The sequence below is a fragment of the Mycobacterium sp. ELW1 genome, from assembly GCF_008329905.1.
GTDB lineage: Bacteria > Actinomycetota > Actinomycetes > Mycobacteriales > Mycobacteriaceae > Mycobacterium.
The window spans coordinates 5,520,942-5,542,005 of record NZ_CP032155.1 but is presented as its reverse complement, the minus strand read 5'-3'; the positions used below and the strand labels follow the sequence as shown (position 1 = coordinate 5,542,005).

The following is a 21,064-nucleotide window of genomic DNA, read 5'->3' as shown; positions in this document are numbered from 1 at the left end:
CTTTTCCCACTCCGCGGTTGGTGGTGATGACGATGCTGGTCTTCAAATATCGTTGTGAGACCACCTGAAACAACGCTGAAGCGGCTTCGGCGGGCAGTGGTAGGTACCCCAGTTCGTCGATCACCAGCAGTGTCGGGCCGGCGTAGAACCGCATGGTGGTGGCCCAGCGTCCCTCGATCGCGGCGCGGTGACACCGGGCGGCCAGATCGGCCGCGGTGGTGAAGTAGGTCCGGTAGCCGGCATGTGCTGCAGCTCGTGCTAATCCGACGGACAGATGCGTCTTTCCGGTACCGGGTGGTCCAATGAGCAGAATGTTGGTCGCGCTTTCCAGGTAGCGGCAGGTGCCCAGTTCGTCGATGAGCTTGCGGTCGATGCCGGCGGCGGCATCGACATCAAAGTCGGCCAGGGTGGCCGGGGTGGGCAGGCAGGCGAACCGCAACCGGCCAGCCAGTCGGCGTGCGGTGCTGGCCTCGACCTCGACGGCCAGCAGCCGCTCCAACGCGACGGTCACCGACAGGCCTTCGGCGGTGGCCTGGTCGAGCACCGCGGGCAGCGCCTCGGCGGCCGCAGTGAGTTTGAGTTCGGCCAGGTGCGAGCGCAGCTGCTGATAGCGGCTCGCCGCCGCCGACGGCGACTCCTGCGTGGCGGTCATGGCGTTGGGTGGCGTGGGGGTCATTGGATGGTCCTGTTCTGGGCGGCCCGCTCGTAAACGGACAGATCGATCACGGTGGAATCGGTTGACGGAGTGGAAGATCCAATAGTTGTGACGGATGGCTGTTTGAGGTGAAGTAGTTGTGCGGCAGCGGCTTTGGCAGCCGGCCCGGGTGGGATGCGTTCCTTGCGGCGGTGTGGCCGCCCGGTCGCCGCGGTGGCCATTGCCACGGCATCCAGGGCGATCACATGCCCGCTGTCACGCACCATCACCCCGAGCCCGTCAGCGGCCATGCGGTGGTGGGCGATCACGATCCCGCTCGTGGTGGCGATGTCGCAGAACTGCCCGCCGACCGGATGTGACACCACCACATTGGCGGCGGCCAGTTCCGGGGGCACCGAGTAGCGGTTGCCGCGGTAGGACACCATCGCCTGGCGCGATGCGGTGCGGGCCTCGGCCACGATCACCGGATACGCCTGCGCCGGCACGGGGTGCAGGGGCTCCGTTGTGGCGACCACGGCGACCGCGGTCGGCCCATCTGCGGTGGCCCGCAGTCGGGTGTCACCACGGACCCGGACGAAACGATCCAGGCTTGCCTGGGCCTGCTCAGGGGTGGCCTCGTCGGCCAGGGTGCGCCACCAGCGTTGGGCGGCGGTGTGATTAACCTTTTCCACCACACCCTTGCGGTTGCCGCGCCGAGCCGGGCAGATCGCCACCGAGACGCCGTAGTGCTTGGCCACCCCGGCGAACGACGCGGTCACCCGCCCGCTACCGGGGTCACACACCGTGGCCATCCGGTCAAACCGCCACACCCGAGTGCACCCGCCCAGACCACGGCTGATGCGGTCCAGGCCGGCGACCAGGTGTGGCTGATCCTCACTCGGCGCCAAATAGCCGCGCCACTTCCCGGAATGCGCCAGCGATCCGACCAGCAGGTGCGCGGTCTTGCCCCACCCCCACGATGCCGGTGGATCGGGCAATTCCAGCCAATCCCATTGGGTTTCCTCACCCGGCGGGTGTGGGATCACCGCGTTCGGACGCTGCGTGGCGGTCCGGCACGCCTCACAGACAGGCCGCAGATCCCGGGCGCGGATGTTGCGGGTCAGGCTCTGATACGACAGGCCGAACCCCAGCTCCTCAAGTTCGTCGTAGAGGGTGCGGGCCCACAGATGAGGGTCCTCGGTCAGCCTCGCGACCATCCGGGTCGGGCCGGGCGCGGACCCCCGGGGTGCCGTCGCCGGCCAGATACTTGCGGACCGTCTTGCGGTCGAAGCCAGTGTGACGGGCGATCGCCGAGATCGTCCAACCACGCTTGGCCAGGGCATGTACTTCCACATCGTCCTCCCATGTGAGCATGAGAAAGCGGGCCTCCTTCGACGAAGCAACTGGCGTCAGACACCAGCAGCATCGAAGGAGGCCCGCCCTTCTCGGCGGAGCCACACGGGTGGGGAATTTCAGTGAGCGTCAGTGGGGAATTTCAGTGAGCGCGGTCAATTCGCGGCAAATCCGGCCTGACGAAGGTGGCGCACCCACCTCGCGTGACCTGGAGCGTCAATCACAGCAATGGAGATCGCGGCGGAAGCATCCAGCGTTGAGCGGCCAAGAGCATGTTCAGTGAGGCGGTCGAGTGCCGTCCGCCAACGCTTGAAGCGTGCTTGCCAGTCTTCGGGGTCTCCGTTCTCCAACTCACTTTGGATCTGGGGGGTCATGAGGCCCTGGTCTTGCAGGATCTGCACACCGATGCCCATCAGCGCGGTCTTCGGATATTTGGACTTCTCCTCTGCGAGCGCGTGCATGCAAAATGAGTGAAGTTCATCCGTCGTATCAAGAGCCGCCTGCGCTTCCTTAGATGTAGGTGAATAGCCTGCATGAATTGTTCTATTTCTGCCGTAGGCGATTGACTCTTGCCACGCACGCAAGACAGGCTGCGTGGAGGGGTTCCAATCGCCCCCTATGAGATCGCCTAAGTGCCTGCGTACACGCGATAACACGGGTGACATCCTCTGTCGGTCTACGAAGAATTTCACGCAGTCTTCAGGTCTGGCAGCACTTTCCCACAGCAAGTGCTTGAAGAAATCATCTAAGAGAACTTCGCACGCGGTTGCGCTAGCAAGCAGGCTAGATCGCGCATCGCCCCTATGGATAAGTGCCGATCTGGCGTCACTGCTAGACGACAGGAACCCGCTGAATACTCCCGAGTCGCGAAACACAAATGATTGAAATTTCCGAAGCTGGAGCTCATCAAAATCTGTATGCGTACCATACTGCCAGATATTCTGCTCTAGCAGGTACAAATTGATTCCTCCATCGGTGCGGAGTCCCGATGTGCCGACAGAGCCTGTTGCCATCGGTATCTGTGGGGGAAGCGTTTGAATGCTGATCGGGCGGACGGGGTGGCCAGTTACGTAGCCTTGAGCCCGCTGCAACCGTTGAATGTGCGCAACACCATCCTCAAATAATTCTGCTAGTTGAGAAGTCGGGACGTTTTCGGAATAAACAGAAACGCTCACCTCAACCACTGATGTTTCGATATCAACAGATAACTCACCAGGGTCTAGATCGGCAGCCTCGTCGGGGAAGTAGGACGGGAAGGCTTTCCGGCATGCATTAAATGCTGCGGCGGTGCGCTCTTGGATACCGGCTACTCCGGACGGTATATGCCAGACCTTAAGCGAAATCATTGCCTCATAGTTTCGGAACTGTGGATGCCAGTCCGTGTGATGCCAACCCGCGTCGAGAGACGAACGAGCCTTGGGGAAGCTTGCTATGTATCCCTGCGGCACGTTGAGTGCGTCCTCTAACGGCACAAACCACACGTACAGACCGAAACGTTGGCCTTCTTCGCCGGTCGGTTCAGAATTGATATTAAATCCTCTCTATTCTTTCTGACTTCGCTCGAACCCTAAATGCTGCGCGCGTGTGCCAATAGCCATCCCGACCTTAGCTGCGCCGTTGACGGAAGGGGTGGTTGGAATCGCTAGAGCGAAGCCGCGTGCGACCGCCTGTCAGGAGCCCGTGCCCCGGTACACGTTTCCGGAAAATAATGCTCCCGCTGAGAAGGTTCAACGGTTCGGAGATTTCGGGTTGACATGAGCTTGGTAGATAGTCATAGAGGGCGCTTGAAAAGCCACAGTTCAGAGGCGGTTTCGATTCACCTTGAGGGTGAACTCGCTTCATCCCCAATGTGAAGTTCCGCCGACCGCGAGTAGCCGAACGGCCAACGTTCAGGCTGGCGCGGCGGGCGCGCCGGTCAAGCTGCGTCCTTGTGACTGATTGCAGCTTCGACGAACCTATGAGTATTGGGAGAAGCAGTTCGGCGTGAACATTCGGCAGTGGCGGCATGAGCGCAACTGGTCACAAGAAGAGGTCGCCGACCAACTCCGCTTGCAGGGTTTCGACATGCACCAGACGACGGTGGCGAAGATCGAGCGCGGAACCAGACCGCTTCGAGTCGCAGAGACAGTCGCTATTGCAACGATATTCCGGGTGCCCCCGTTGGCTGTTTTTCTCGGACCCCCGCCAACAGAGATGCCGTGGGCACTCCGTGAACTTCACGACATGATCGCGTCGGCACAGAACCTGCTGGATCAGATGAAGGACGAGATGTCCCGCAGCGCAGGGCGATACGTCGACCAGGAGGCCCACGTCCTTGCGCTCGCACGGATGCTCAACCAGACCGCGCTGGAAGCCGAGCGGAGCCAGGATGGCCATACAGGATCCAACGAAGATGATTGAAAAGATGCCACAGAAGCGTAATCGCCAGTCGCGTGTGGAGGACCGCTGGAAGCGTGGTGATGGTCTACCGACGGTCCGCGCGGGCAGCGGCAAACGCTGGTTGGCGCGCTATGTCGATGAGCAAGGACGTGAGAACGCGAAGTCATTCGACACACGGACAACGGCGAAGGCTTGGCTGGACGAAATCACCGCCGCACAGGTGACCGGAAGCTACGTTGCACCGAAGGCGGGACGTGTGTCTGTAGGGGAGTTGCACGCGAAGTGGCTTGGCGCACAAGGCCATTTGAAAGAAACCACAGTCGCCACGCGGGCATATACGTGGACATCGCATGTGGAACCGCGCTGGGCGCACGTCGCCGTGGCCGACGTGCAGACGTCGGCCGTGCGATCTTGGGTGCAAGACATGGTGACCGCGGGCGCTGGACCTGCAACCATCGAGAACGCCCTAAGCGTTCTCCGCCAGATCCTGGCTTTGGCAGTCGAGGACAGGCGTTTATCGCGCAATCCGTGTGCTGAGGTTAAGGCACCTCGCCGCCGACACCGCCAACGTGGCTATCTCTCCCATGAGCAGGTCGAGCTACTCGCTCGCGAGATCAGCTCTCATGGCTCTGTGGTGAGGTTCCTGGCCTATACCGGTCTGCGGTGGGGTGAGATGGCCGCTCTTCGCGTCGACTCATTCGAGATGCTCCGCCGCAGAGTTAATATCCACGATGCAGTCGCAGAGGTGAAGGGCCACCTCGTGTGGTCAACCCCGAAGTCGCATGAGCGTCGATCTGTCCCGTTCCCTCAGTTTCTCAGTGAGGAACTGGCAGCGTTGATGGTCGGGAAGTCTCGTGAGGACTTGGTATTCGCCGCGCCTGATGGCGGCGTCCTCCGCGTGTCGACGTTTCGTCCGCGAACCTTCGCGCCTGCCATGCGTCGTCTGATGGCGACAGTTCCTGGCTTCCCGAAGGTGACACCGCACGACCTGCGGCACACGGCGGCTTCCCTTGCGATCAGTGGCGGCGCAAATCCCAAGGCTGTGCAAACGATGATGGGGCATGCGTCGGCGGTGCTCACAATGGACACCTATGCCGACCTCTTTCAAGACGACTTAGAGCGGGTTTCGGATGCGCTGGATAAAGCCCGCCAGGCCGCGCTGGGCTGCGCTACTGCGGACTGGGGCAGAAAAAAGCCCCGACCAGAATCACCAGTCAGGGCCTCTTGCTTGCATAAACGCGAGTCGGGGTGGCGGGATTCGAACCCACGACCTCTTCGTCCCGAACGAAGCGCGCTACCAAGCTGCGCCACACCCCGCGTGAAGCCTCGACAGCGTATCGCACGCGACGGGTGAGAAGCCAAACGGCTTGTCGGGCCCTCGGCGAAGTTCACGGCGTGTCGCGGGATGGATCTGACTTGTCGGTGGCGTTATGGAAACTGACGGCGACACAAATGCGCCGAGCAGCGAAAGGTGGGGCGGATGATGACCGCTTTGGGGGCCGTGGTGTACGGGGGTTTCTTCCTGCTCGCAGCACTGTGGCTGGTGGTGACCGGTGACTACGACGTCGTCGACGAGCCGGACCAGACCCAGCCGCAGGAACGTTCGAACTCGGCCAACGCGTCCGCGTACTCGCCGGGGTTGAGGTTGTGACCGGCTAACCAGTCGGCGTCGTAGTAGGTGTCGGCATAGCGGTCGCCGCTGTCGGCGATCAGCGTGACCACCGAACCACCGACACCGGCCGCGACCATCTCGGCCAGCAGACCGAACGCGCCCCAGACGTTGGTTCCCGTCGACGGCCCGACGCGGCGTCCCAACACCCGCGAGACGTGATGGGCCGCCGCGATCGACGCGGCATCGGGAACACTGACCATGCGGTCGACGATCTCCGGCAGGAATGACGGCTCGACCCGCGGACGGCCGATGCCCTCGATTCGCGATGGCGCTCCGGTGACGACGTCGCGGCCGTGTGCGTAGGACGGGAAGAACGCCGAGTTCTCCGGGTCCACCACGCACAATTTCGTTTCATGGCGCCGATACCGGACGTAGCGCCCGATCGTGGCGCTGGTGCCCCCGGTGCCCGCGCCGACCACGATCCACGTCGGGATCGGATGGCGTTCGGCGCTCATCTGGTGGTAGATCGACTCGGCGATGTTGTTGTTGCCCCGCCAGTCGGTAGCCCGTTCGGCGTTGGTGAACTGGTCCAGATAGTGGCCGCCGGTCTGGTCGGCGATCTGCTGGGCCGCGGTGTACACCTCGCCGGGTTCGTCGACGAAATGACACCGCCCGCCCTGCGCCTCGATCAGCTTCACCTTCGACGCGCTCGTCGAGGCGGTCATCACGGCGACGAACGGCAGCCCCAACAGGGCGGCGAAGTAGGCCTCGGACACCGCCGTCGATCCTGAGGAGGCCTCGACCACGGTGGTGTTCTCGCCGATCCAGCCATTGCACAGCCCGTACAGGAACAGCGACCGCGCCAGCCGGTGTTTGAGGCTGCCGGTGATGTGTGTCGACTCGTCTTTGAGATACAGCGCGATGTCCACACCACCGCTCCACGACGCCGGCAGCGGGTAACGCAGCAGATGGGTGTCGGCGCTGCGCCGGCTGTCGGCCTCGATGAGCCGGATAGCGTTGTCCACCCAGTCACGCGGACGGGTGTGGGCGGCGATCGACGTCATCGCCGGCGGGGACAGCAGGCGGCGGAGCTCACCGCACCGAGGCGGTGGGGCTGGACCGCACCACGCTTCGCGTCTGGTCATGCCCGCCGGTCGGCGCGGCCACCAAGGTCAGCAGCGTGGCCTCGGGACGGCAGCAGAACCGGAACGGCGCGAACGGCGACGTGCCGATGCCCGCCGACACGTGCAGAGCGGTATCGGCGCCCCACCTCGAGGCACCCTTGACGCGGGACCGGTCCAGATCGCAGTTGGTGACCAGGGCGCCGTAGAACGGCACGCACAACTGCCCGCCGTGGGTATGTCCGGCCATGATCAGCTGATAACCGTCGGCGGCGAAGCGGTCCAACACCCGGGTGTAGGGGGCGTGCGCGATGCCCAGAGAAAGGTTGGCCGTGGGCGTTGGCGGCCCGGCGATGGTCTCGTAGCGGTCCCGGTTCAGGTGCGGATCGTCGACCCCGGCTGCCGCGATCGTCAGCCCGGCCACCTCGAAGTCCCGCCGGTTATGGGTCAGATCCAGCCAGCCCCGCTCGCTGAACGCCGCCCGCAGGTCCTGCCACGGCAGCGGCTTGCCATGCGCGCGGTAGTCACTGTCATACAGATACTTGGCGGGGTTCTTCAGCTTCGGGGCGAAGTAGTCGTTGCTGCCGAACACGAAGACACCGGGCACCGACAGCAGGTCCCCGACCGCCTGCACCACCGCCGGCACCGCCTTGGGGTGCGACAGGTTGTCGCCGGTGTTGACCACCAGGTCGGGCTCCCAGCGGGCCAGCTCACGCAGCCAGGCCTGCTTGTGCCGCTGTGTCGGGCGCATGTGGATATCGCTGAGGTGCAGCACCCGCAAGGGGGTGGAGCCGGGCGAGAGCACCGGCATGGTCACCTCGCGGACCACGAACGCGTTGCGTTCGATCACCGTGGCATAGCTGACCGCAAGCGCGGCCGAGCCGGCGGCCACGAGGGCGGACGACTTCACAGCGGACGGCACAGCCATACGCGCAAGAATACTGCCCCCGTCCGCCCTTCACCCGATCATGGTGGTGGCGGCGGAGCCAGCAGCGGAACGGTGATCGGCGGGAGTCCCGGGATCTCGACGACGGTCTGCCCGAACGGCGCACCGTCGAGCCCCGGTATCGGCGGTGCCCCCGGCGGAGGCGGCGGCGGAGCAGGCGGTATGCCGTTACTGATCTGGATCGTGATGATCGAGCCAGGAATCGTCTGCCCGCCGGGCGACGTGCCGACCACCGTGCCGGCCGGCGACGTGCTGTTGACCGGGGTGGCCTGGTCGGCCACCTGGAAGCCGGATTCCTTCAGGCGGGTGCGTGCCGCGTCCTGGGTCAGGCCCGACAAGGTAGGCACCCGGGAGCCCGGGCCGCCGTCGACGTAGCGCGGATCGGTGGGCGGCAGCGCGACGTCGCCGAAGTTCGTCGCGATCGGCTTCATCGCCGTGAACCAGGTCCTGGCGGGTTCGTTACCGCCGTAGAGGTTGCCGTCGCCGCACTGCCGCAGCGGGAAAGAACAGAGATCGGACGGGGTGGTGGAGTCGTCATAGATGTAGGCGGCCGCCGCGTAGCGGTTGGTGTAGCCGAGGAAACCCGAGGACCGGTGCGCTTCGGTCGTGCCGGTCTTGCCGGAGCTCGGCAGGTCCCAGCCCACCGAGCGGGCCGACCCGGCCGCGGTACCGCTGACGTCGTCCTTGCTCAGCGCATTGGACAGCGTGTTGGCCAACCCTTCCGGCACCACCTGATCGCAGGTCTCGGTGGTGACCGAGACCTCGTGGCCGTTGCGGTCGTAGAGCTTGTCGACCGGGTTCGGCGGGCACCAGGTGCCGCCGGAGGCCAGCGTGGCCGCGACGTTGGACAGCTCGAGCGCGTTGACCTGAATGGGGCCCAGCGTGAACGATCCGAGGTTCTGCCGCTTGATGAAGTCGGCGAGGCTCTCGTTGCTCTCCGGATCGTACGGACGCGCGGTGCCGGGCTCGGCGTAGGAACGCAAGCCCAGCTTGACGGCCATGTCGACCGTGCGCTGCACGCCCACCTGGGAAATCAGCTTGGCGAACGCGGTGTTGGGCGACTGAGCCAACGCATCGGTGACGCTCATCGATCCGCGATAGTTGCCGTCGTTCTGCACGCACCAGGTGTCGCGCGGGCAGCCTTTGGCGCCGCCACTGCCGAGGCCCTTGGCCTCGAAGCGGGCGGGCGCGTCGAGGTTGGCGTTGATGCCCATGCCCATGTCCAGCGCGGCGGCCGTGGTGAAGATCTTGAAGATCGAGCCGGCGCCGTCACCCGCGAGCGAAAAGGGTTGCGGCTGCATGGTTTCCCCGACCGCGGAATTCAGGCCGTAGGTCCGGTTACTGACCATCGCGACCACCGGGTGCGCGTTCTTGCCGGGCAGCACGACGCTCATGACGCTGGCGATGCCGTTGATGTCCGGCGCGGCAAGCGAGTCGACGGCGCCCTTGACCGAATTCTGGACGTCGGGATCCAGCGTGGTCTTGATCAGGTAGCCGCCCCTGGCGAGCTGGTCCTTGCTGATGCCGGCCCGCGCGAGATACTCCTGCACGTAATCGCAGAAGAACGCGCGGTCGCCGGCGGCGATGCAGCCCCGCGGCAGCTCATTCGGCTGCGGCAGGATGCCCAGCGGTTCCTGCTTGGCGGCCCGCAGCTCATCGGCCTTGCCCGGGACGTTGTCGATCATCGTGTCGAGCACGAGGTTGCGCCGCGCCAGCGCGCCGTCGGGGTTGGTGTACGGGTTCAGCGTGCTGGTCGACTGCACCATCCCGGCCAGCAGCGCGGCCTGCTGCCAGTTCAGTTGTGAGGCGTCGACCCCGAAGTACGTCTGGGCGGCGTCCTGAATGCCGAAGGCGCCGTTGCCGAAGCTGACGAGGTTCAGGTAGCGGGTCAGGATCTCGGGCTTGGTGAACGTCTTGTCCAGCGTGAGTGCCATCCGGATCTCCCGCAGCTTGCGGGCCGGCGTGGTCTCCACGGCCGCGCGCTTCTCGGCGTCGGTCTGGGCGATCACCAGCAGTTGGTAGTTCTTGACGTACTGCTGCTCGAGCGTGGACCCGCCGCGGGTGTCGAGGTCGCCGGAGGCGTAGCCGGCCAGGCCGGTCAGCGTGCCTTTCCAGTCGACACCGTTATGTTCGGCAAATCTCTTGTCCTCGATGGACACGATTGCCAGCTTCATGGTGTCGGCGATTTTGTCGCTCGGAACCTCGAAGCGGCGTTGTGAGTACAGCCAGGCGATGGGGTTGCCCTTGGCATCCACCATCGTGGTCACCGCGGGCACTTCGCCCTCGACCAGTTGGGCCGAGCCGTTGGCCACCACATCGGAGGCACGGTTGGAAATCAGGCCTACGCCGCCGACCACGGGAAATAGGAGCGCCGCCAGTATCACGCTGGCCAGCAGGCAGCACCAGGCCAGCTTGATGATCGTGGCCCCGGCTGGCGGGCGTTCCGACATGAGCTACAGAGTAACGAGAGACCGGGACGGCTCTTGCGCAGCGTCCCTTCGCCTACGAGGATATCGACGGTATTTACGCGGGAGTCAGAAAATGCCAGTTCATGATCGGTCTGGACGGTCGTCCCAAAAAACCTGTGATGTAACTGTTGCGCAAAAGATACCTGACCACCTAACTTAAACAGACAGTGCGATACAGGTAACACTCCAAGTCGCAATGTGGCGTAGATCGCATACGCGGCCTACACCAGAAGATTGTCAGCCGCAGACCGCGGCCGGACGAAGGGGATCGTCGGTGTCAGGTATTCGGACCGCTGTTCGCAAGCCAAGCGCAGCGCTTTTGCACGGATCCATCCCAGGTGCGGACGGGGAAGCCCGGATTGCCTGGGTTTCGCGAGCTCTGTGTCGCTCAACCGACCCTGACGAGCTATTTGTCCGCGGCGCCGCCCAGCGCAAAGCCGCGGTCATCTGCCGTCACTGTCCGGTCATGGCCGAGTGTGGCGCGGATGCGCTCGACAATCGTGTGGAATTCGGTGTGTGGGGCGGCATGACGGAACGCCAGCGCCGCGCACTGCTCAAGCAGCACCCCGAAGTGGTGTCCTGGTCGGAATTCTTCGCCGCGCAGCGCAAGCACCGCAGCGTCAGCTAATTTTCGCGAGGAGTCCCGGCCGATCGGCCGGGACTCTCTTTACGCGGTCTCTCTCGTGATCTGATCGGCGATCGCCTGCAGGGCGTCGAGATCTGACACATCGAACGGCAACGACGGCACGCCAACCACTGGAACATGCGGATTGGCGCCCGTGAACCGCGACAACAACCGCACCTCCCGCTTGGCGGTCTGCGCCCGGTCGGCATGGATCTGCAGCACCGCCGCCGCAAGTTGATTCCCGTTGTTGTCGGAGCCGGCGGCTTCCAACTCCTCGATGCCGTCGATGGCCCGCTCCACAGTGAGCGAGGACAACGTCGGGTGGGTGCGGTTGAGGATCAGCCCCGCCAACGGCATGCCCTCCGCGGAAAGCCGGTCGACGAAGAAGGATGCCTCGCGAAGCGCATCCGGCTCGGCTGCCGACACCACCACGAACTGAGTGCCGCGCCGCTTGAGCAACTCGTAGGTGCGGTCGGCCTTCTCACGGAAACCGCCGAACGTCGAATCCAGTGATTGCACGAACGCCGAAGCGTCCGAAAGCATCTGCGAACCGAGGATGGTCGACATGGCCTTCATCGCCAGGCCGACGACACCGGTCACCAGCTTGCCGAAGCCGCGACCGGGCGCCAGGAGTAACCGCCAGAGGCGGCCGTCCATGAAGCTACCGAGCCGCTTCGGCGCGTCCAGGAAGTCCAGGGCGTTGCGCGACGGCGGGGTGTCCACCACCACCAGATCCCAGCGGTCCTGTCCGAGCAGCTGGCCGAGCTTCTCCATGGCCATGTATTCCTGCGTGCCGGCCAGCGATGTGGCTACGGTCTGATAGAACTGGTTGTCCAGAATCGACTGTGCGCGTTCGGATCCCGAGTATTCGACCACCATCTCGTCGAACGTCCGGCGCATGTCGAGCATCATCGCGTACAGCTCACCGGTCACCTCCGGAGCCAGCGGTACCCGCTGCGGGGTGTTGCCGAGCTCCTCGATTCCCAACGCCTGTGCCAGCCGCTTGGCGGGGTCGATGGTCAACACCACGACGGTGCGGCCGTATTCGGCGGCGCGCAACGCCATCGACGCCGCGGTGGTGGTCTTGCCGACGCCGCCGGCGCCGCAACACACCACGACCCGGTTTGACCTGTCGGCCAGGATCGACTTCATGTCGAGTACTGGGGGAGCGGTGCTCATCTATCGACTTCCTCCCATTGTCCTCTTCGCTTCCGCCCGATCTGTCCTCTTCGCTTCGCTCATCGGACGGCTCATCGGACGCCTTGCTGCGCAAGCGTTTCCGCCAACTCGTACAAACTTCCCAGATCCACCCCGTCGGCGATCGTCGGTAGCTCCAGTCGCGGAACCTCGAGGCGGTCGAGTTGCTCGGCGCTCTCGGAGCGGGCCTTGATCCGGCTGGCGTGCTCGATGGTCTCCGTCAGCAACCCGGCGAAGTCGTCGTCGGCCAGATTGATGCCCACCTTGTCGAGCCCGGCGCGGACCGCGTCGGCATCGATGTCACCCTCGGCGGCCTTCGCGAGGTCGTCGGGTGGCAGGAACGGCGGGATGTTGCGGTTCACGATCACGCTGCCGATGGGCAGGCCGAGTTCCTTGAGTTCATCGATGGCCTCGATGGTCTCCTGGATCGGCAGCGCCTCGAGCAGGGTGACCAAGTGGATCGCGGTCTGCTCGGAGTGCAGCAGCTTGACCACGCCGTCGGCCTGCGAGTGCACCGGGCCACCCTTGGCTAGGTCCGAGACGGCCTTGGTGACGTCGAGGAACCGGGCGATCCGGCCGGTCGGGGGAGAGTCGACGACGATCGCGTCGTACGCCGGGCGCTTGTTGCGGTCCAGTCGCACCACCGACTCCTTGATCTTGCCGGTGAGCAGGACGTCCCGCAGGCCCGGTGCGATCGTCGTCGCGAACTCGATGGCACCGATCCGGCGCATCGCCCGGCCGGCCAGACCCAGGTTGTAGAACATGTCGAGGTATTCCAGGAACGCCGCCTCGATGTCGACAGCCAGCGCGTTGACGTGGCCGCCGCCCTCGGCGGTGGCGATCTTCAGCTCCTCGTAGGGCAGCGGCGGAACGTCGAACAGCTGCGCAATGCCTTGCCGCCCTTCGACTTCCACCAGGAGCACCCGGCGGCCGCCTGCAGCCAGGGTCAGTGCGAGCGCCGCCGCGACCGTGGTCTTGCCGGTGCCGCCCTTGCCGGTCACGAAGTGCAGCCGCGCCTTGGTCAGGCGGGAGGGCCAGGCCAGGGCGCTTCCGTCGCTCGATGTGGTCGCCATCAGTGCATGCTAGCCAAGCCCCCGCGAACCCCTGTGGGATTGGTGTCGGCGTTAAGCTTCGGCCATGAGCCAACCGACCACATGGGAATACGCCACGGTGCCCCTGCTGACCCACGCCACCAAGCAAATCCTCGACCAGTGGGGCGCTGACGGCTGGGAACTGGTCGCGGTCCTTCCCGGTCCCACCGGTGAACAGCACGTCGCCTACCTGAAGCGCCCTAAGTGACTGCACTCCAGCGGCTCGCCGAGCTCGGGCTGACCCTGCCGGACGTGGTCAAGCCACTGGCGGCCTATGTGCCCGCGGTTCGGACCGGCAATCTCGTTTACACCGCCGGGCAGCTTCCGATGGAGGCCGGCAGCCTGAGCCAGACCGGCAAGGTTGGCGCCGAGGTGACCGCCGAACAGGCCAAACAGGCCGCCCGGCTGTGCGCGCTGAACGCACTGGCCGCGATCGACGCGCTGGTGGGCCTCGACAACGTCACGCGGGTGGTGAAGGTGGTCGGGTTCGTCGCGTCGGCGCCGGGATTCACCGGTCAGCCCGGCGTCATCAACGGGGCCTCGGACCTTTTGGGTGAGGTCTTCGGCGAGGCCGGAGCGCACGCCCGCTCCGCAGTCGGAGTGTCCGAGCTGCCGCTGAACGCGCCGGTGGAGGTCGAGCTCATCGTCGAGGTGGAATGAGCCATCCGGCGTACGGGATTCTGCGGCCGGTAACCGACACGGCCTCAGTACTCCTGTGCAACAACCCGGGGATCATGACGCTGGACGGCACCAACACCTGGGTGCTGCGCGGTCCGGGCAGCACGGAGATGGTGATCGTCGACCCGGGTCCTGACGACGACGAGCACATCGGCAGGCTCGCCGAACTCGGCACCATTTCGCTGGTGCTGATCAGTCACAAGCACGAGGACCACACCGGCGGCATCGACAAAATCGTCGACCGCACGGGTGCGGTGGTGCGGTCGGTGGGCAGCGGATTCCTGCGCGGGCTCGGCGGTCCGCTGAGCGACGGCGAAGTCATCGACGCCGCCGGCCTGCGGATCACGGTGATGGCCACACCTGGCCATACCGCGGACTCGTTGTCGTTCCTGGTCGACGGTGCGGTGCTGACCGCCGATACCGTGCTGGGCCGGGGCACCACCGTCATCGATGACGAGGACGGCAGCCTGACTCAGTACCTGGATTCCCTGCGCCGGCTGCAGGGGCTCGGACGTCGCACTGTGCTGCCGGGCCACGGTCCCGACCTCGACGACCTCGAAGCCGTCACCGCGATGTATCTCGCGCATCGCGAGGAACGGCTCGATCAGGTGCGCCAGGCCCTGCGGGCGCTGGGTGAGGACGCCAGTGCGCGCCAAGTCGTCGAGCACGTCTACACCGACGTGAACGAGGAATTATGGGACGCCGCCGAGAAATCGGTGCGGGCCCAGCTGGACTACCTGCGCGCATAGCGCGCGCCGGGCTTACCGTGCCCGGCGGGCCAGCCGCTCGGAGTCGCTGATCAGCACGCTCTTGCCCTCCAGGCGTATCCATCCGCGGTGGGCGAAATCGGCCAGCGCCTTGTTGACCGTCTCGCGCGAGGCGCCCACCAGCTGGGCGATCTCCTCCTGCGTGAGGTCGTGCGTGACCCGCAGCGCGCCGCCCTCCTGGGTGCCGAATCGCTGTGCCAGCTGCAGCAGCTGCTTGGCGACCCGCCCCGGGACGTCGGTGAAGATGAGGTCGGCGAGGTTGTTGTTGGTGCGGCGCAGGCGGCGGGCCAACACCCGCAGCAGCTGCTCGGCGATCTCCGGCCGGTCGGCGATCCACGCCCGCAGCGCGTCGCGGTCCATGGAGACCGCGCGCACCTCGGTGATCGTGGTGGCGCTGGACGTCCGCGGGCCCGGGTCGAAGATGGACAGTTCACCGAACATGTCCGACGGACCCATGATGGTCAGCAGGTTTTCCCGGCCGTCCGGCGAACGGCGGCCGATCTTCACCTTCCCGGAGATGATGATGTACAGCCGGTCGCCGGGCTCGCCCTCGGCAAAGACCGTATGTCCCCGCGGGAAGTCAACCGGCTGAAGCTGTTTCGTCAGCGCGGAAACAGCGCTGGGTTCAACTCCCTGGAAGATTCCGGCCCTCGCCAGGATCTCGTCCACGTCGCCCCTCTTAAACTCTTCGGTGATATGAAATGCGCAGGCCAGCTGTGTGGCCGGGCACTGTCAGTCTAGTGGTTGCCGGACTTTCGACGTGCCAACGCTACACACGATTGGCGTATTGAGTCCGGTGAAATTGCGGATTGGGACGTGCGTAGGCGTGTGAGCGCGTGGGCAAACCGGGCTCGTCATCGCTCAGTCGGGACGGTGTTTCGGCCCGGCTTGGCGCGGCTTCGGCGCGCGGCGCAACGTGCGCGGCCGGTGTCGTGGCGGCCCGTTCCAGATATTCGGTGACCTCGTCGGCGGCCTTGCGATCGACGTGCAAGGCCTCCTCGAGTCTTTGCAACCCGAACGTCGACAGCATCAAAAGCCCGGGGACACATACCGCGAGCAACCAGGTCACGGGGGAAAGTAAACACGGGCAAGGTCTCAGCGGGATCACGAATTGTCACCGGTCGGTCCGCAGCTCGCCGGACCGGAGTCAGTACCCTTGCATCGTGACCACGAACAGCCCGTCAACCAGGCGCAAGACCGCTGGCGGCGCTGCCACCCCGCCGGCCGCGAGCAAGGCGGGAGCAACGAAGTGGGACTCCGAAACCCATCTTGGCCTGGTCCGGCGCGCCAGGCGGATGAACCGCACCTTGGCCACAGCGTTTCCGCATGTGTACTGCGAGCTCGACTTCACCAACCCGCTGGAACTGACCGTCGCCACCATCCTGTCGGCGCAGTCCACCGATAAGGGCGTCAACCGCACCACGCCGGCGCTGTTCAAGAAGTACCGCACCGCCCGCGACTACGCGCAGGCCGATCGCACCGAACTCGAGGAGCTGGTCCGGCCCACCGGCTTCTACCGAAACAAAGCCAACTCGCTGATCCGGCTGGGTCAGGAACTCGTCGAGCGGTTCGACGGCGAAGTGCCGCACACTCTGGACGAACTGGTGACGCTGCCGGGCGTGGGCCGCAAAACCGCCAACGTCATCCTGGGCAACGCCTTCGACATCCCCGGCATCACCGTCGACACCCACTTCGGTCGGCTCGTGCGTCGGTGGCGGTGGACCGCCGAGGAAGACCCGGTCAAGGTCGAACACATCGTGGGCGAGCTGATCGAGCGTCGCGAGTGGACATTACTGAGCCATCGGGTGATTTTTCACGGCCGCCGGGTCTGCCATGCCCGAAAGCCGGCCTGCGGAGTGTGCGTGCTGGCCAAGGACTGCCCGTCCTTCGGGCTCGGGCCCACCGATCCGTTGATCGCCGCGCCACTGGTCAAGGGTCCCGAGACCGAGCATCTGCTGGCCCTGGCCGGCCTCTGACCTTTCGGCCCGAACTGCACTGATGACGACGTCGACCCGCTGGACGCTGGCAGTACTCGCTGTGGCGGCAGCCCTGATCACCGCGTTTGCCCTCGAACTCGGCGACACCCCGTCGGGGTCGGGCGGTTCGCCGGGCACCCAGGTGTCGCGGACCCACCGCGACGCCGACACGCCCGAAGCGCTGGCCGAGCCGCGCCGGCGCGCCGACCTGCCGCCCTGCCCGGCCGCGGCCGACAACCCCGGCCCGAAGGAGTTGCGCGGCATCGTCGTCGAGTGTGCCGCCGACGGTGCACAGGTGGATGTGGCCCGCGCGCTGGCCGGTCGCACGGTGGTGCTCAACCTCTGGGCCTACTGGTGCGGGCCGTGCGCGGAGGAGCTGCCCGCGATGGCGGACTACCAGCGCCGAGTCGGGCCGGACGTTGCCGTGGTGACCGTGCATCAGGACGAGAACGAGACGGCCGGCCTGTTGCGACTGGCCGAGCTCGGAGTGCGGCTACCCACGCTGCAGGACGGTCAGCGCCGGATCGCCGCGGCGTTGGGAGTGCCCAACGTGATGCCCGCGACCGTGATACTGCGTGCGGACGGTAGCGTTGCCAAAATCCTGCCGCAGGCGTTCACCAGTGCCGACGAGATCGCCGCCGCGGTGAAGAATGCAGTGCAGTGACGACAGACGAGAGAGACGCGCCGGTGACCCAGGGTTCTCCCCGCTCGGCAGGCTCGGGCGCGCTCACCCCGGAGTACCGGCCGCCTTGGCTGGCACCGTTGGTCGACAACGTCGACCGCGTTCCGCATGCCTATCGCCGCAAGGTTCCGCCTGAGTTGTTGGCTGCGGTTGTCGAAGCGCGCGAGGCCGGTACCAATGCGCGCGACGCCGCTGTGCTCGTGCTGTTCTCGGGGCCGAGCTCCGGTTACGCCGACGGGCGATTGCCCGACGACGCGGATCTGTTGCTGACGGTGCGGGCCGGCTCGCTGCGCCACCATGCCGGCCAGGCCGCGTTCCCCGGTGGGGCTGCGGACCCGGGAGACGACGGGCCGGTGGGCACCGCGCTGCGAGAAGCGCAGGAGGAGACCGGCATTGACCCGGACCGCCTGCATCCGCTTGCCGTTCTCGAGCGAATGTTCATCCCTCCCTCGGGTTTCCACGTCGTACCGGTGCTGGCGTACTCACCGGATCCGGGACCGGTGGCCGTCGTCGACAGCGGTGAAACCGCGCTCGTCGCGCGAGTTCCGGTGCGGGCGTTCATCAATCCTGAGAACCGGCTGATGGTTTACCGCACGGGGGCTGGACGCGGGCTGGCCGGGCCGGCATTTCTGCTCAACCAGATGTTGGTATGGGGGTTCACCGGACACGTAATCTCAGCGATGCTCGATGTGGCCGGTTGGTCGCAACCGTGGAACAGCGAAGACGTCCGGGAGTTGGACGAGGCCATGGCACTCGTCAGAAGCAGTGAGGAGCCCCTGTGACGAGTTCGCAATGGCTGGACATCGCCGTGGTGGCGGTGGCGTTGGTGGCAGCCGTCTCGGGCTGGCGGTCCGGCGCGCTGGGCTCGCTGATGTCGTTCGTCGGCGTCATCCTCGGCGCCATCGCCGGAGTGATGCTCGCTCCCCACATCGTCAGCCACATCAGTTCGCCGCGGGCCAAGCTGTTCGCCGCACTCTTCTTGATTCTGGCGCTGGTGGTCGTCGGCGAGGTGGCCGGTGTGGTGCTCGGCCGGGCGGTACGCGGTGCGATCCGCAACCGCGCGGTCCGCACCGTCGACTCGGTGATCGGCGTGGCGGTCCAGCTGCTGGTGGTGATGGTCGCCGCCTGGCTGCTCGCCAGCCCGTTGACCTCGTCGGATCAACCGAACCTGGCCGCCGCCACGCGCGGTTCGAAAGTGCTTGCCGAAGTGGACAAGTACGCACCGGAGTGGCTCAAGGCGGTGCCCAAGCGGATGTCGGCGTTGTTGCGCACTTCCGGTCTGCCGGATGTCTTGCAGCCCTTCGGCCGCACTCCTATTCAGGCAGTGGACGCCCCCGACGCATCGCTGGCCGACAGCCTGGTTGTCGGCAATGCGCGCGCGAGCGTGGTGAAGATCCGCGGTGTCGCCCCCGGATGTCAAAAGGTGCTGGAGGGCACGGGTTTCGTGATCGCCCCGAACCGGGTGATGTCCAACGCGCACGTGGTGGCCGGATCGGAAAGTGTCACCGTGGAAGCCGAAGGGCAGACCTACGACGCGACCGTGGTGTCCTACGACCCGAACGAGGACATCTCGATCCTGGACGTCCCGAATCTGCCGCAGCGCCCCTTGGTGTTCGCCGACCAGCCGGCCAAATCCGGCACCGACGCGGTGGTGCTGGGTTATCCCGGTGGCGGCGAGTTCGCGGCGACTCCGGCGCGGGTGCGCGAGACCATCGAGCTCAACGGACCGGATATCTACCGCACCACGACGGTCAACCGCGAGGTCTACACGATCAGAGGGACTGTGCGCCAAGGCAACTCGGGCGGACCGATGATCAACCGGGCGGGCCAGGTGCTCGGGGTGGTGTTCGGCGCCGCGGTGGACGACAACGACACCGGGTTCGTGCTGACGGCCAACGAGGTGTCGCGCCAGCTGGCCAAGATCGGCAACACCGCCAAGGTGCCCACCGGGGCCTGCGTCACCTAGCGGTGTCGTAGACCTGCCCGAGGAACCGCCGCAGGTGATCGTTGACCTCGTCGGGGGCCTCCTCGTGGGCGTAGTGCCCGACGCCGGAGACCGACACGAACCTGCCGCGCGGCGCATAACGCTGGGTTCGGTCCACCGGATCGGCCAGCACATACGGGTCTGCGTCGCCGCGCAGGTGTAACAGCGGAACCACGAGCGGACGGTTCATCAGCTTCATGAATCGCCAACCCTCGCTGCGCAATTGGCTGCGCACCGCCCAGCGTTGGTACTCCAGTGCGGAGTGCGCGGCTGACGGTATCTGGATGGCCCGGCGCATGTGTGCGATGGTTTCCGAAAAGTCCTCGGAAGCAAGCCATTTGCCCGATGCGCGACTGCGCACCAGGTGCTCGAGAAGGTCGGCGTTGTGCCGGGTGAGGGCGTGCTCGGGCCAGATCGGCAGCTGATAGCGCAGCAGCGTTGGCAGCAGGGCGCGGCCCTGATCGCGCCGGCCGAGCGCTGAGGCCCGCAGCGCGGCGGGATGCGGCGAGCTCACCAGTGCGATCGCCCGCACCGCCCGCGGGTGCAACACGGCCGTCGCCCAGCACACCAACCCGCCGTCGGCGTGCCCCACGAGCGTGGCCGAGCTGTGGCCGAGCGCGCGAATCAACCCGGCGGTGTCGCCGGCGAGCGTCCAGCCGTCGTAGCCGCGCGGCGGCTTGTCGCTGCCGCCGTAACCGCGCAGATCGACGGCGACCACCCGGGCTCCGGACAGACCGCGCAGCTGGTGGCGCCACGACCACCAGAACGAGCCGAAACCGTGCAGCAGGATCACCAGCGGCCGCGACGCACCCGCGACCGACTCGGCGCGCGGACCGCCGCCGTCGTTCGATTCGACACAGTGGAACCGGATTCCGTTGGCGTGAACGTCGAAATGCCGCCACGGCCCCGCGATGCGGGTGACCGAGGGATCCGGTTGAGCCATCACCAGCCGGAGGGGTCAGTGGGCGGCGGGGTGCCCGTCGTGGCGACCTTGGCCGGCGACCTGTCGTGGCCGGGGGTGAATGCTTGGCGTGCTTCCTTGACCGATTCGATGGTCTTCTGCGGCCCGCGGATCCGGCGCACCTTGAGATACCCGAAGAGAGCGAACACCGCGGTGGTGACCACCATCAGCAGGAAGACGATCAGGAAGGCCACCCAGCGCCACAGCCAGGTGTCGAGGAGTTCGGCGAGGAAGAAGAAGAGGAAGAACGTCGAGTAGAACAGCACCACCAGCGCGAGGATGAAGAAGACGCTGCCGGTGAGGCCCTTCTTCACATCGCGGGTGATCTCCGCCTTGGCGAGCTCGACCTCGGCGCGCACGAGGGTGGACATCTGTGCGGTGGCGTCCTTGACCAGATCGCCGACGGAGGGATTGGCCGGTAGCGCGTTCGGATCCACCAGCGGGATCGAGGTGACGGTGGTGGGTACACCGGTCTTGCGATCGCCATTGCTCACGGCTGTCCTCCAACTTTCTGTCGTCGCGGTTCATGTTGCCATGCCGCGCCCGCAGCGGGGATACCCACTGAAGCTGTTACGCAAGGTGCGGGTGTG

19 protein-coding genes, 1 tRNA gene and 3 pseudogenes are annotated in these 21,064 nt (G+C 65.8%); 10 read left to right on the top strand and 13 right to left on the bottom strand.

The features are described 5' to 3' along the window. Positions 1 to 4: 4 nt before the first annotated feature. From D3H54_RS26605 to D3H54_RS26595, 3 genes and pseudogenes are all read right to left on the bottom strand, one after another. Positions 5 to 676: pseudogene (locus D3H54_RS26605) on the bottom strand (ATP-binding protein); the annotation flags it as partial. Then, positions 673 to 2,008 (bottom strand): annotated as a pseudogene (locus D3H54_RS26600) (IS21/IS408/IS1162 family transposase). The pseudogenes D3H54_RS26600 and D3H54_RS26605, both read right to left, overlap by 4 nt. Before the next feature lie 134 nt (positions 2,009 to 2,142). Continuing rightward, positions 2,143 to 3,333 carry a hypothetical protein gene (locus tag D3H54_RS26595; protein WP_149382631.1) on the bottom strand — a complete coding sequence of 397 codons (1,191 nt, stop codon included), beginning with the start codon at positions 3,331 to 3,333 and terminating at the stop codon, positions 2,143 to 2,145. A gap of 637 nt (positions 3,334 to 3,970) precedes the next feature. Here D3H54_RS26595 and D3H54_RS26590 point away from each other — a divergent pair. Together D3H54_RS26590 and D3H54_RS32260 are read left to right on the top strand one after the other, a co-directional pair. Beyond that, on the top strand, positions 3,971 to 4,387 hold the full coding sequence (locus D3H54_RS26590; protein ID WP_168214977.1) for a helix-turn-helix domain-containing protein: 417 nt from the start codon (positions 3,971 to 3,973) through the stop codon (positions 4,385 to 4,387). Continuing rightward, positions 4,356 to 5,408, top strand: a pseudogene (locus D3H54_RS32260) (tyrosine-type recombinase/integrase); the annotation flags it as partial. The gene D3H54_RS26590 and the pseudogene D3H54_RS32260, both read left to right, overlap by 32 nt. Before the next feature lie 201 nt (positions 5,409 to 5,609). Here the strand turns inward: D3H54_RS32260 and D3H54_RS26580 are convergent. From D3H54_RS26580 to ponA2, 4 genes are all read right to left on the bottom strand, one after another. After that, a tRNA-Pro gene (locus tag D3H54_RS26580) sits at positions 5,610 to 5,683 on the bottom strand. 240 nt (positions 5,684 to 5,923) lie between these two features. Continuing rightward, complete coding sequence (cds1, locus tag D3H54_RS26575; RefSeq protein ID WP_149382627.1) at positions 5,924 to 7,042, bottom strand: L-cysteine desulfhydrase Cds1; 1,119 nt, start codon at positions 7,040 to 7,042, stop codon at positions 5,924 to 5,926. 28 nt (positions 7,043 to 7,070) lie between these two features. Then, positions 7,071 to 8,027 (bottom strand): metallophosphoesterase, encoded by a 957-nt coding sequence (locus D3H54_RS26570; protein ID WP_149382625.1) that lies wholly within the window; start codon positions 8,025 to 8,027, stop codon positions 7,071 to 7,073. A 38-nt stretch (positions 8,028 to 8,065) separates the two neighbouring features. Then, positions 8,066 to 10,495 (bottom strand): transglycosylase/D,D-transpeptidase PonA2, encoded by a 2,430-nt coding sequence (gene ponA2 / locus D3H54_RS26565; RefSeq protein ID WP_149382622.1) that lies wholly within the window; start codon positions 10,493 to 10,495, stop codon positions 8,066 to 8,068. A 292-nt stretch (positions 10,496 to 10,787) separates the two neighbouring features. Here ponA2 and D3H54_RS26560 point away from each other — a divergent pair, with 292 nt between their 5' ends. Then, positions 10,788 to 11,141, top strand: coding sequence for a WhiB family transcriptional regulator (locus D3H54_RS26560; protein WP_083120837.1), 354 nt, complete (start codon positions 10,788 to 10,790; stop codon positions 11,139 to 11,141). Positions 11,142 to 11,180: 39 nt separating this feature from the next. On the opposite strand, the gene bagB is transcribed toward D3H54_RS26560, so the two are convergent. Both bagB and bagA read right to left on the bottom strand, forming a co-directional pair. Beyond that, the gene (gene bagB / locus D3H54_RS26555) at positions 11,181 to 12,317 is read right to left on the bottom strand and encodes an ATPase BagB (RefSeq protein ID WP_149382620.1); all 1,137 of its coding nucleotides are present in this window, start codon (positions 12,315 to 12,317) and stop codon (positions 11,181 to 11,183) included. A gap of 71 nt (positions 12,318 to 12,388) precedes the next feature. Then, positions 12,389 to 13,411, bottom strand: coding sequence for an ATPase BagA (gene bagA, locus D3H54_RS26550; RefSeq protein ID WP_210419772.1), 1,023 nt, complete (start codon positions 13,409 to 13,411; stop codon positions 12,389 to 12,391). Between the two features lie 61 nt (positions 13,412 to 13,472). Between bagA and sp36 the strand changes: the two genes are divergently transcribed. The 3 genes from sp36 to D3H54_RS26535 are packed head-to-tail and all read left to right on the top strand — an operon-like array spanning position 13,473 to position 14,853. Continuing rightward, positions 13,473 to 13,634, top strand: coding sequence for a Sp36 family protein (gene sp36, locus D3H54_RS26545; protein ID WP_005138621.1), 162 nt, complete (start codon positions 13,473 to 13,475; stop codon positions 13,632 to 13,634). Beyond that, positions 13,631 to 14,086: a RidA family protein gene (locus tag D3H54_RS26540; protein ID WP_149382616.1), complete on the top strand. Its 456-nt coding sequence runs from the start codon at positions 13,631 to 13,633 to the stop codon at positions 14,084 to 14,086. Before sp36 ends, D3H54_RS26540 begins: the two co-directional genes overlap by 4 nt. After that, positions 14,083 to 14,853, top strand: a complete 771-nt coding sequence (locus tag D3H54_RS26535; protein ID WP_149382614.1) for an MBL fold metallo-hydrolase — start codon at positions 14,083 to 14,085, stop codon at positions 14,851 to 14,853. Before D3H54_RS26540 ends, D3H54_RS26535 begins: the two co-directional genes overlap by 4 nt. Positions 14,854 to 14,865: 12 nt before the next feature. Here D3H54_RS26535 and crp read toward each other — a convergent pair whose 3' ends face one another. Both crp and D3H54_RS26525 read right to left on the bottom strand, forming a co-directional pair. Further along, positions 14,866 to 15,540 (bottom strand): cAMP-activated global transcriptional regulator CRP, encoded by a 675-nt coding sequence (crp, locus tag D3H54_RS26530; RefSeq protein ID WP_005138643.1) that lies wholly within the window; start codon positions 15,538 to 15,540, stop codon positions 14,866 to 14,868. 100 nt (positions 15,541 to 15,640) lie between these two features. Further along, positions 15,641 to 15,901, bottom strand: a complete 261-nt coding sequence (locus D3H54_RS26525; RefSeq protein ID WP_286199007.1) for a hypothetical protein — start codon at positions 15,899 to 15,901, stop codon at positions 15,641 to 15,643. 265 nt (positions 15,902 to 16,166) lie between these two features. Between D3H54_RS26525 and nth the strand changes: the two genes are divergently transcribed. Genes nth through marP form a run of 4 tightly spaced genes read left to right on the top strand, consistent with a single transcriptional unit; the run spans position 16,167 to position 19,495 of the window. After that, a complete protein-coding gene (gene nth / locus D3H54_RS26520) occupies positions 16,167 to 16,847 on the top strand; it encodes an endonuclease III (protein WP_168215118.1) in 681 nt (226 codons plus the stop codon). A 22-nt stretch (positions 16,848 to 16,869) separates the two neighbouring features. After that, positions 16,870 to 17,511 (top strand): TlpA family protein disulfide reductase, encoded by a 642-nt coding sequence (locus D3H54_RS26515; RefSeq protein ID WP_149382608.1) that lies wholly within the window; start codon positions 16,870 to 16,872, stop codon positions 17,509 to 17,511. Positions 17,512 to 17,534: 23 nt separating this feature from the next. Next, positions 17,535 to 18,311: an NUDIX hydrolase gene (locus D3H54_RS26510; protein WP_149383759.1), complete on the top strand. Its 777-nt coding sequence runs from the start codon at positions 17,535 to 17,537 to the stop codon at positions 18,309 to 18,311. Further along, positions 18,308 to 19,495 carry an acid resistance serine protease MarP gene (gene marP, locus D3H54_RS26505; RefSeq protein ID WP_149382606.1) on the top strand — a complete coding sequence of 396 codons (1,188 nt, stop codon included), beginning with the start codon at positions 18,308 to 18,310 and terminating at the stop codon, positions 19,493 to 19,495. Before D3H54_RS26510 ends, marP begins: the two co-directional genes overlap by 4 nt. On the opposite strand, the gene D3H54_RS26500 is transcribed toward marP, so the two are convergent. Then, the gene (locus D3H54_RS26500) at positions 19,488 to 20,456 is read right to left on the bottom strand and encodes an alpha/beta fold hydrolase (RefSeq protein WP_149383758.1); all 969 of its coding nucleotides are present in this window, start codon (positions 20,454 to 20,456) and stop codon (positions 19,488 to 19,490) included. The genes marP and D3H54_RS26500 overlap by 8 nt on opposite strands. Continuing rightward, a complete protein-coding gene (locus D3H54_RS26495) occupies positions 20,456 to 20,968 on the bottom strand; it encodes a phage holin family protein (RefSeq protein WP_149382604.1) in 513 nt (170 codons plus the stop codon). Before D3H54_RS26495 ends, D3H54_RS26500 begins: the two co-directional genes overlap by 1 nt. Between the last annotated feature and the right edge of the window lie 96 nt (positions 20,969 to 21,064).

What these genes read in the sequence shown, in the direction of transcription:
- ponA2 (WP_149382622.1), bottom strand. Translation starts at nt 10,495, where the DNA reads ATGTCGGAACGCCCGCCAGCCGGGGCCACGATCATCAAGCTGGCCTGG.
- D3H54_RS26535 (WP_149382614.1), top strand. Translation starts at nt 14,083, where the DNA reads ATGAGCCATCCGGCGTACGGGATTCTGCGGCCGGTAACCGACACGGCC.
- D3H54_RS26570 (WP_149382625.1), bottom strand. Translation starts at nt 8,027, where the DNA reads ATGGCTGTGCCGTCCGCTGTGAAGTCGTCCGCCCTCGTGGCCGCCGGC.
- D3H54_RS26525 (WP_286199007.1), bottom strand. Translation starts at nt 15,901, where the DNA reads ATGCTGTCGACGTTCGGGTTGCAAAGACTCGAGGAGGCCTTGCACGTC.
- sp36 (WP_005138621.1), top strand. Translation starts at nt 13,473, where the DNA reads ATGAGCCAACCGACCACATGGGAATACGCCACGGTGCCCCTGCTGACC.
- D3H54_RS26515 (WP_149382608.1), top strand. Translation starts at nt 16,870, where the DNA reads ATGACGACGTCGACCCGCTGGACGCTGGCAGTACTCGCTGTGGCGGCA.
- bagB (WP_149382620.1), bottom strand. Translation starts at nt 12,317, where the DNA reads ATGAGCACCGCTCCCCCAGTACTCGACATGAAGTCGATCCTGGCCGAC.
- D3H54_RS26595 (WP_149382631.1), bottom strand. Translation starts at nt 3,333, where the DNA reads ATGATTTCGCTTAAGGTCTGGCATATACCGTCCGGAGTAGCCGGTATC.
- cds1 (WP_149382627.1), bottom strand. Translation starts at nt 7,042, where the DNA reads ATGACGTCGATCGCCGCCCACACCCGTCCGCGTGACTGGGTGGACAAC.
- D3H54_RS26500 (WP_149383758.1), bottom strand. Translation starts at nt 20,456, where the DNA reads ATGGCTCAACCGGATCCCTCGGTCACCCGCATCGCGGGGCCGTGGCGG.
- nth (WP_168215118.1), top strand. Translation starts at nt 16,167, where the DNA reads ATGAACCGCACCTTGGCCACAGCGTTTCCGCATGTGTACTGCGAGCTC.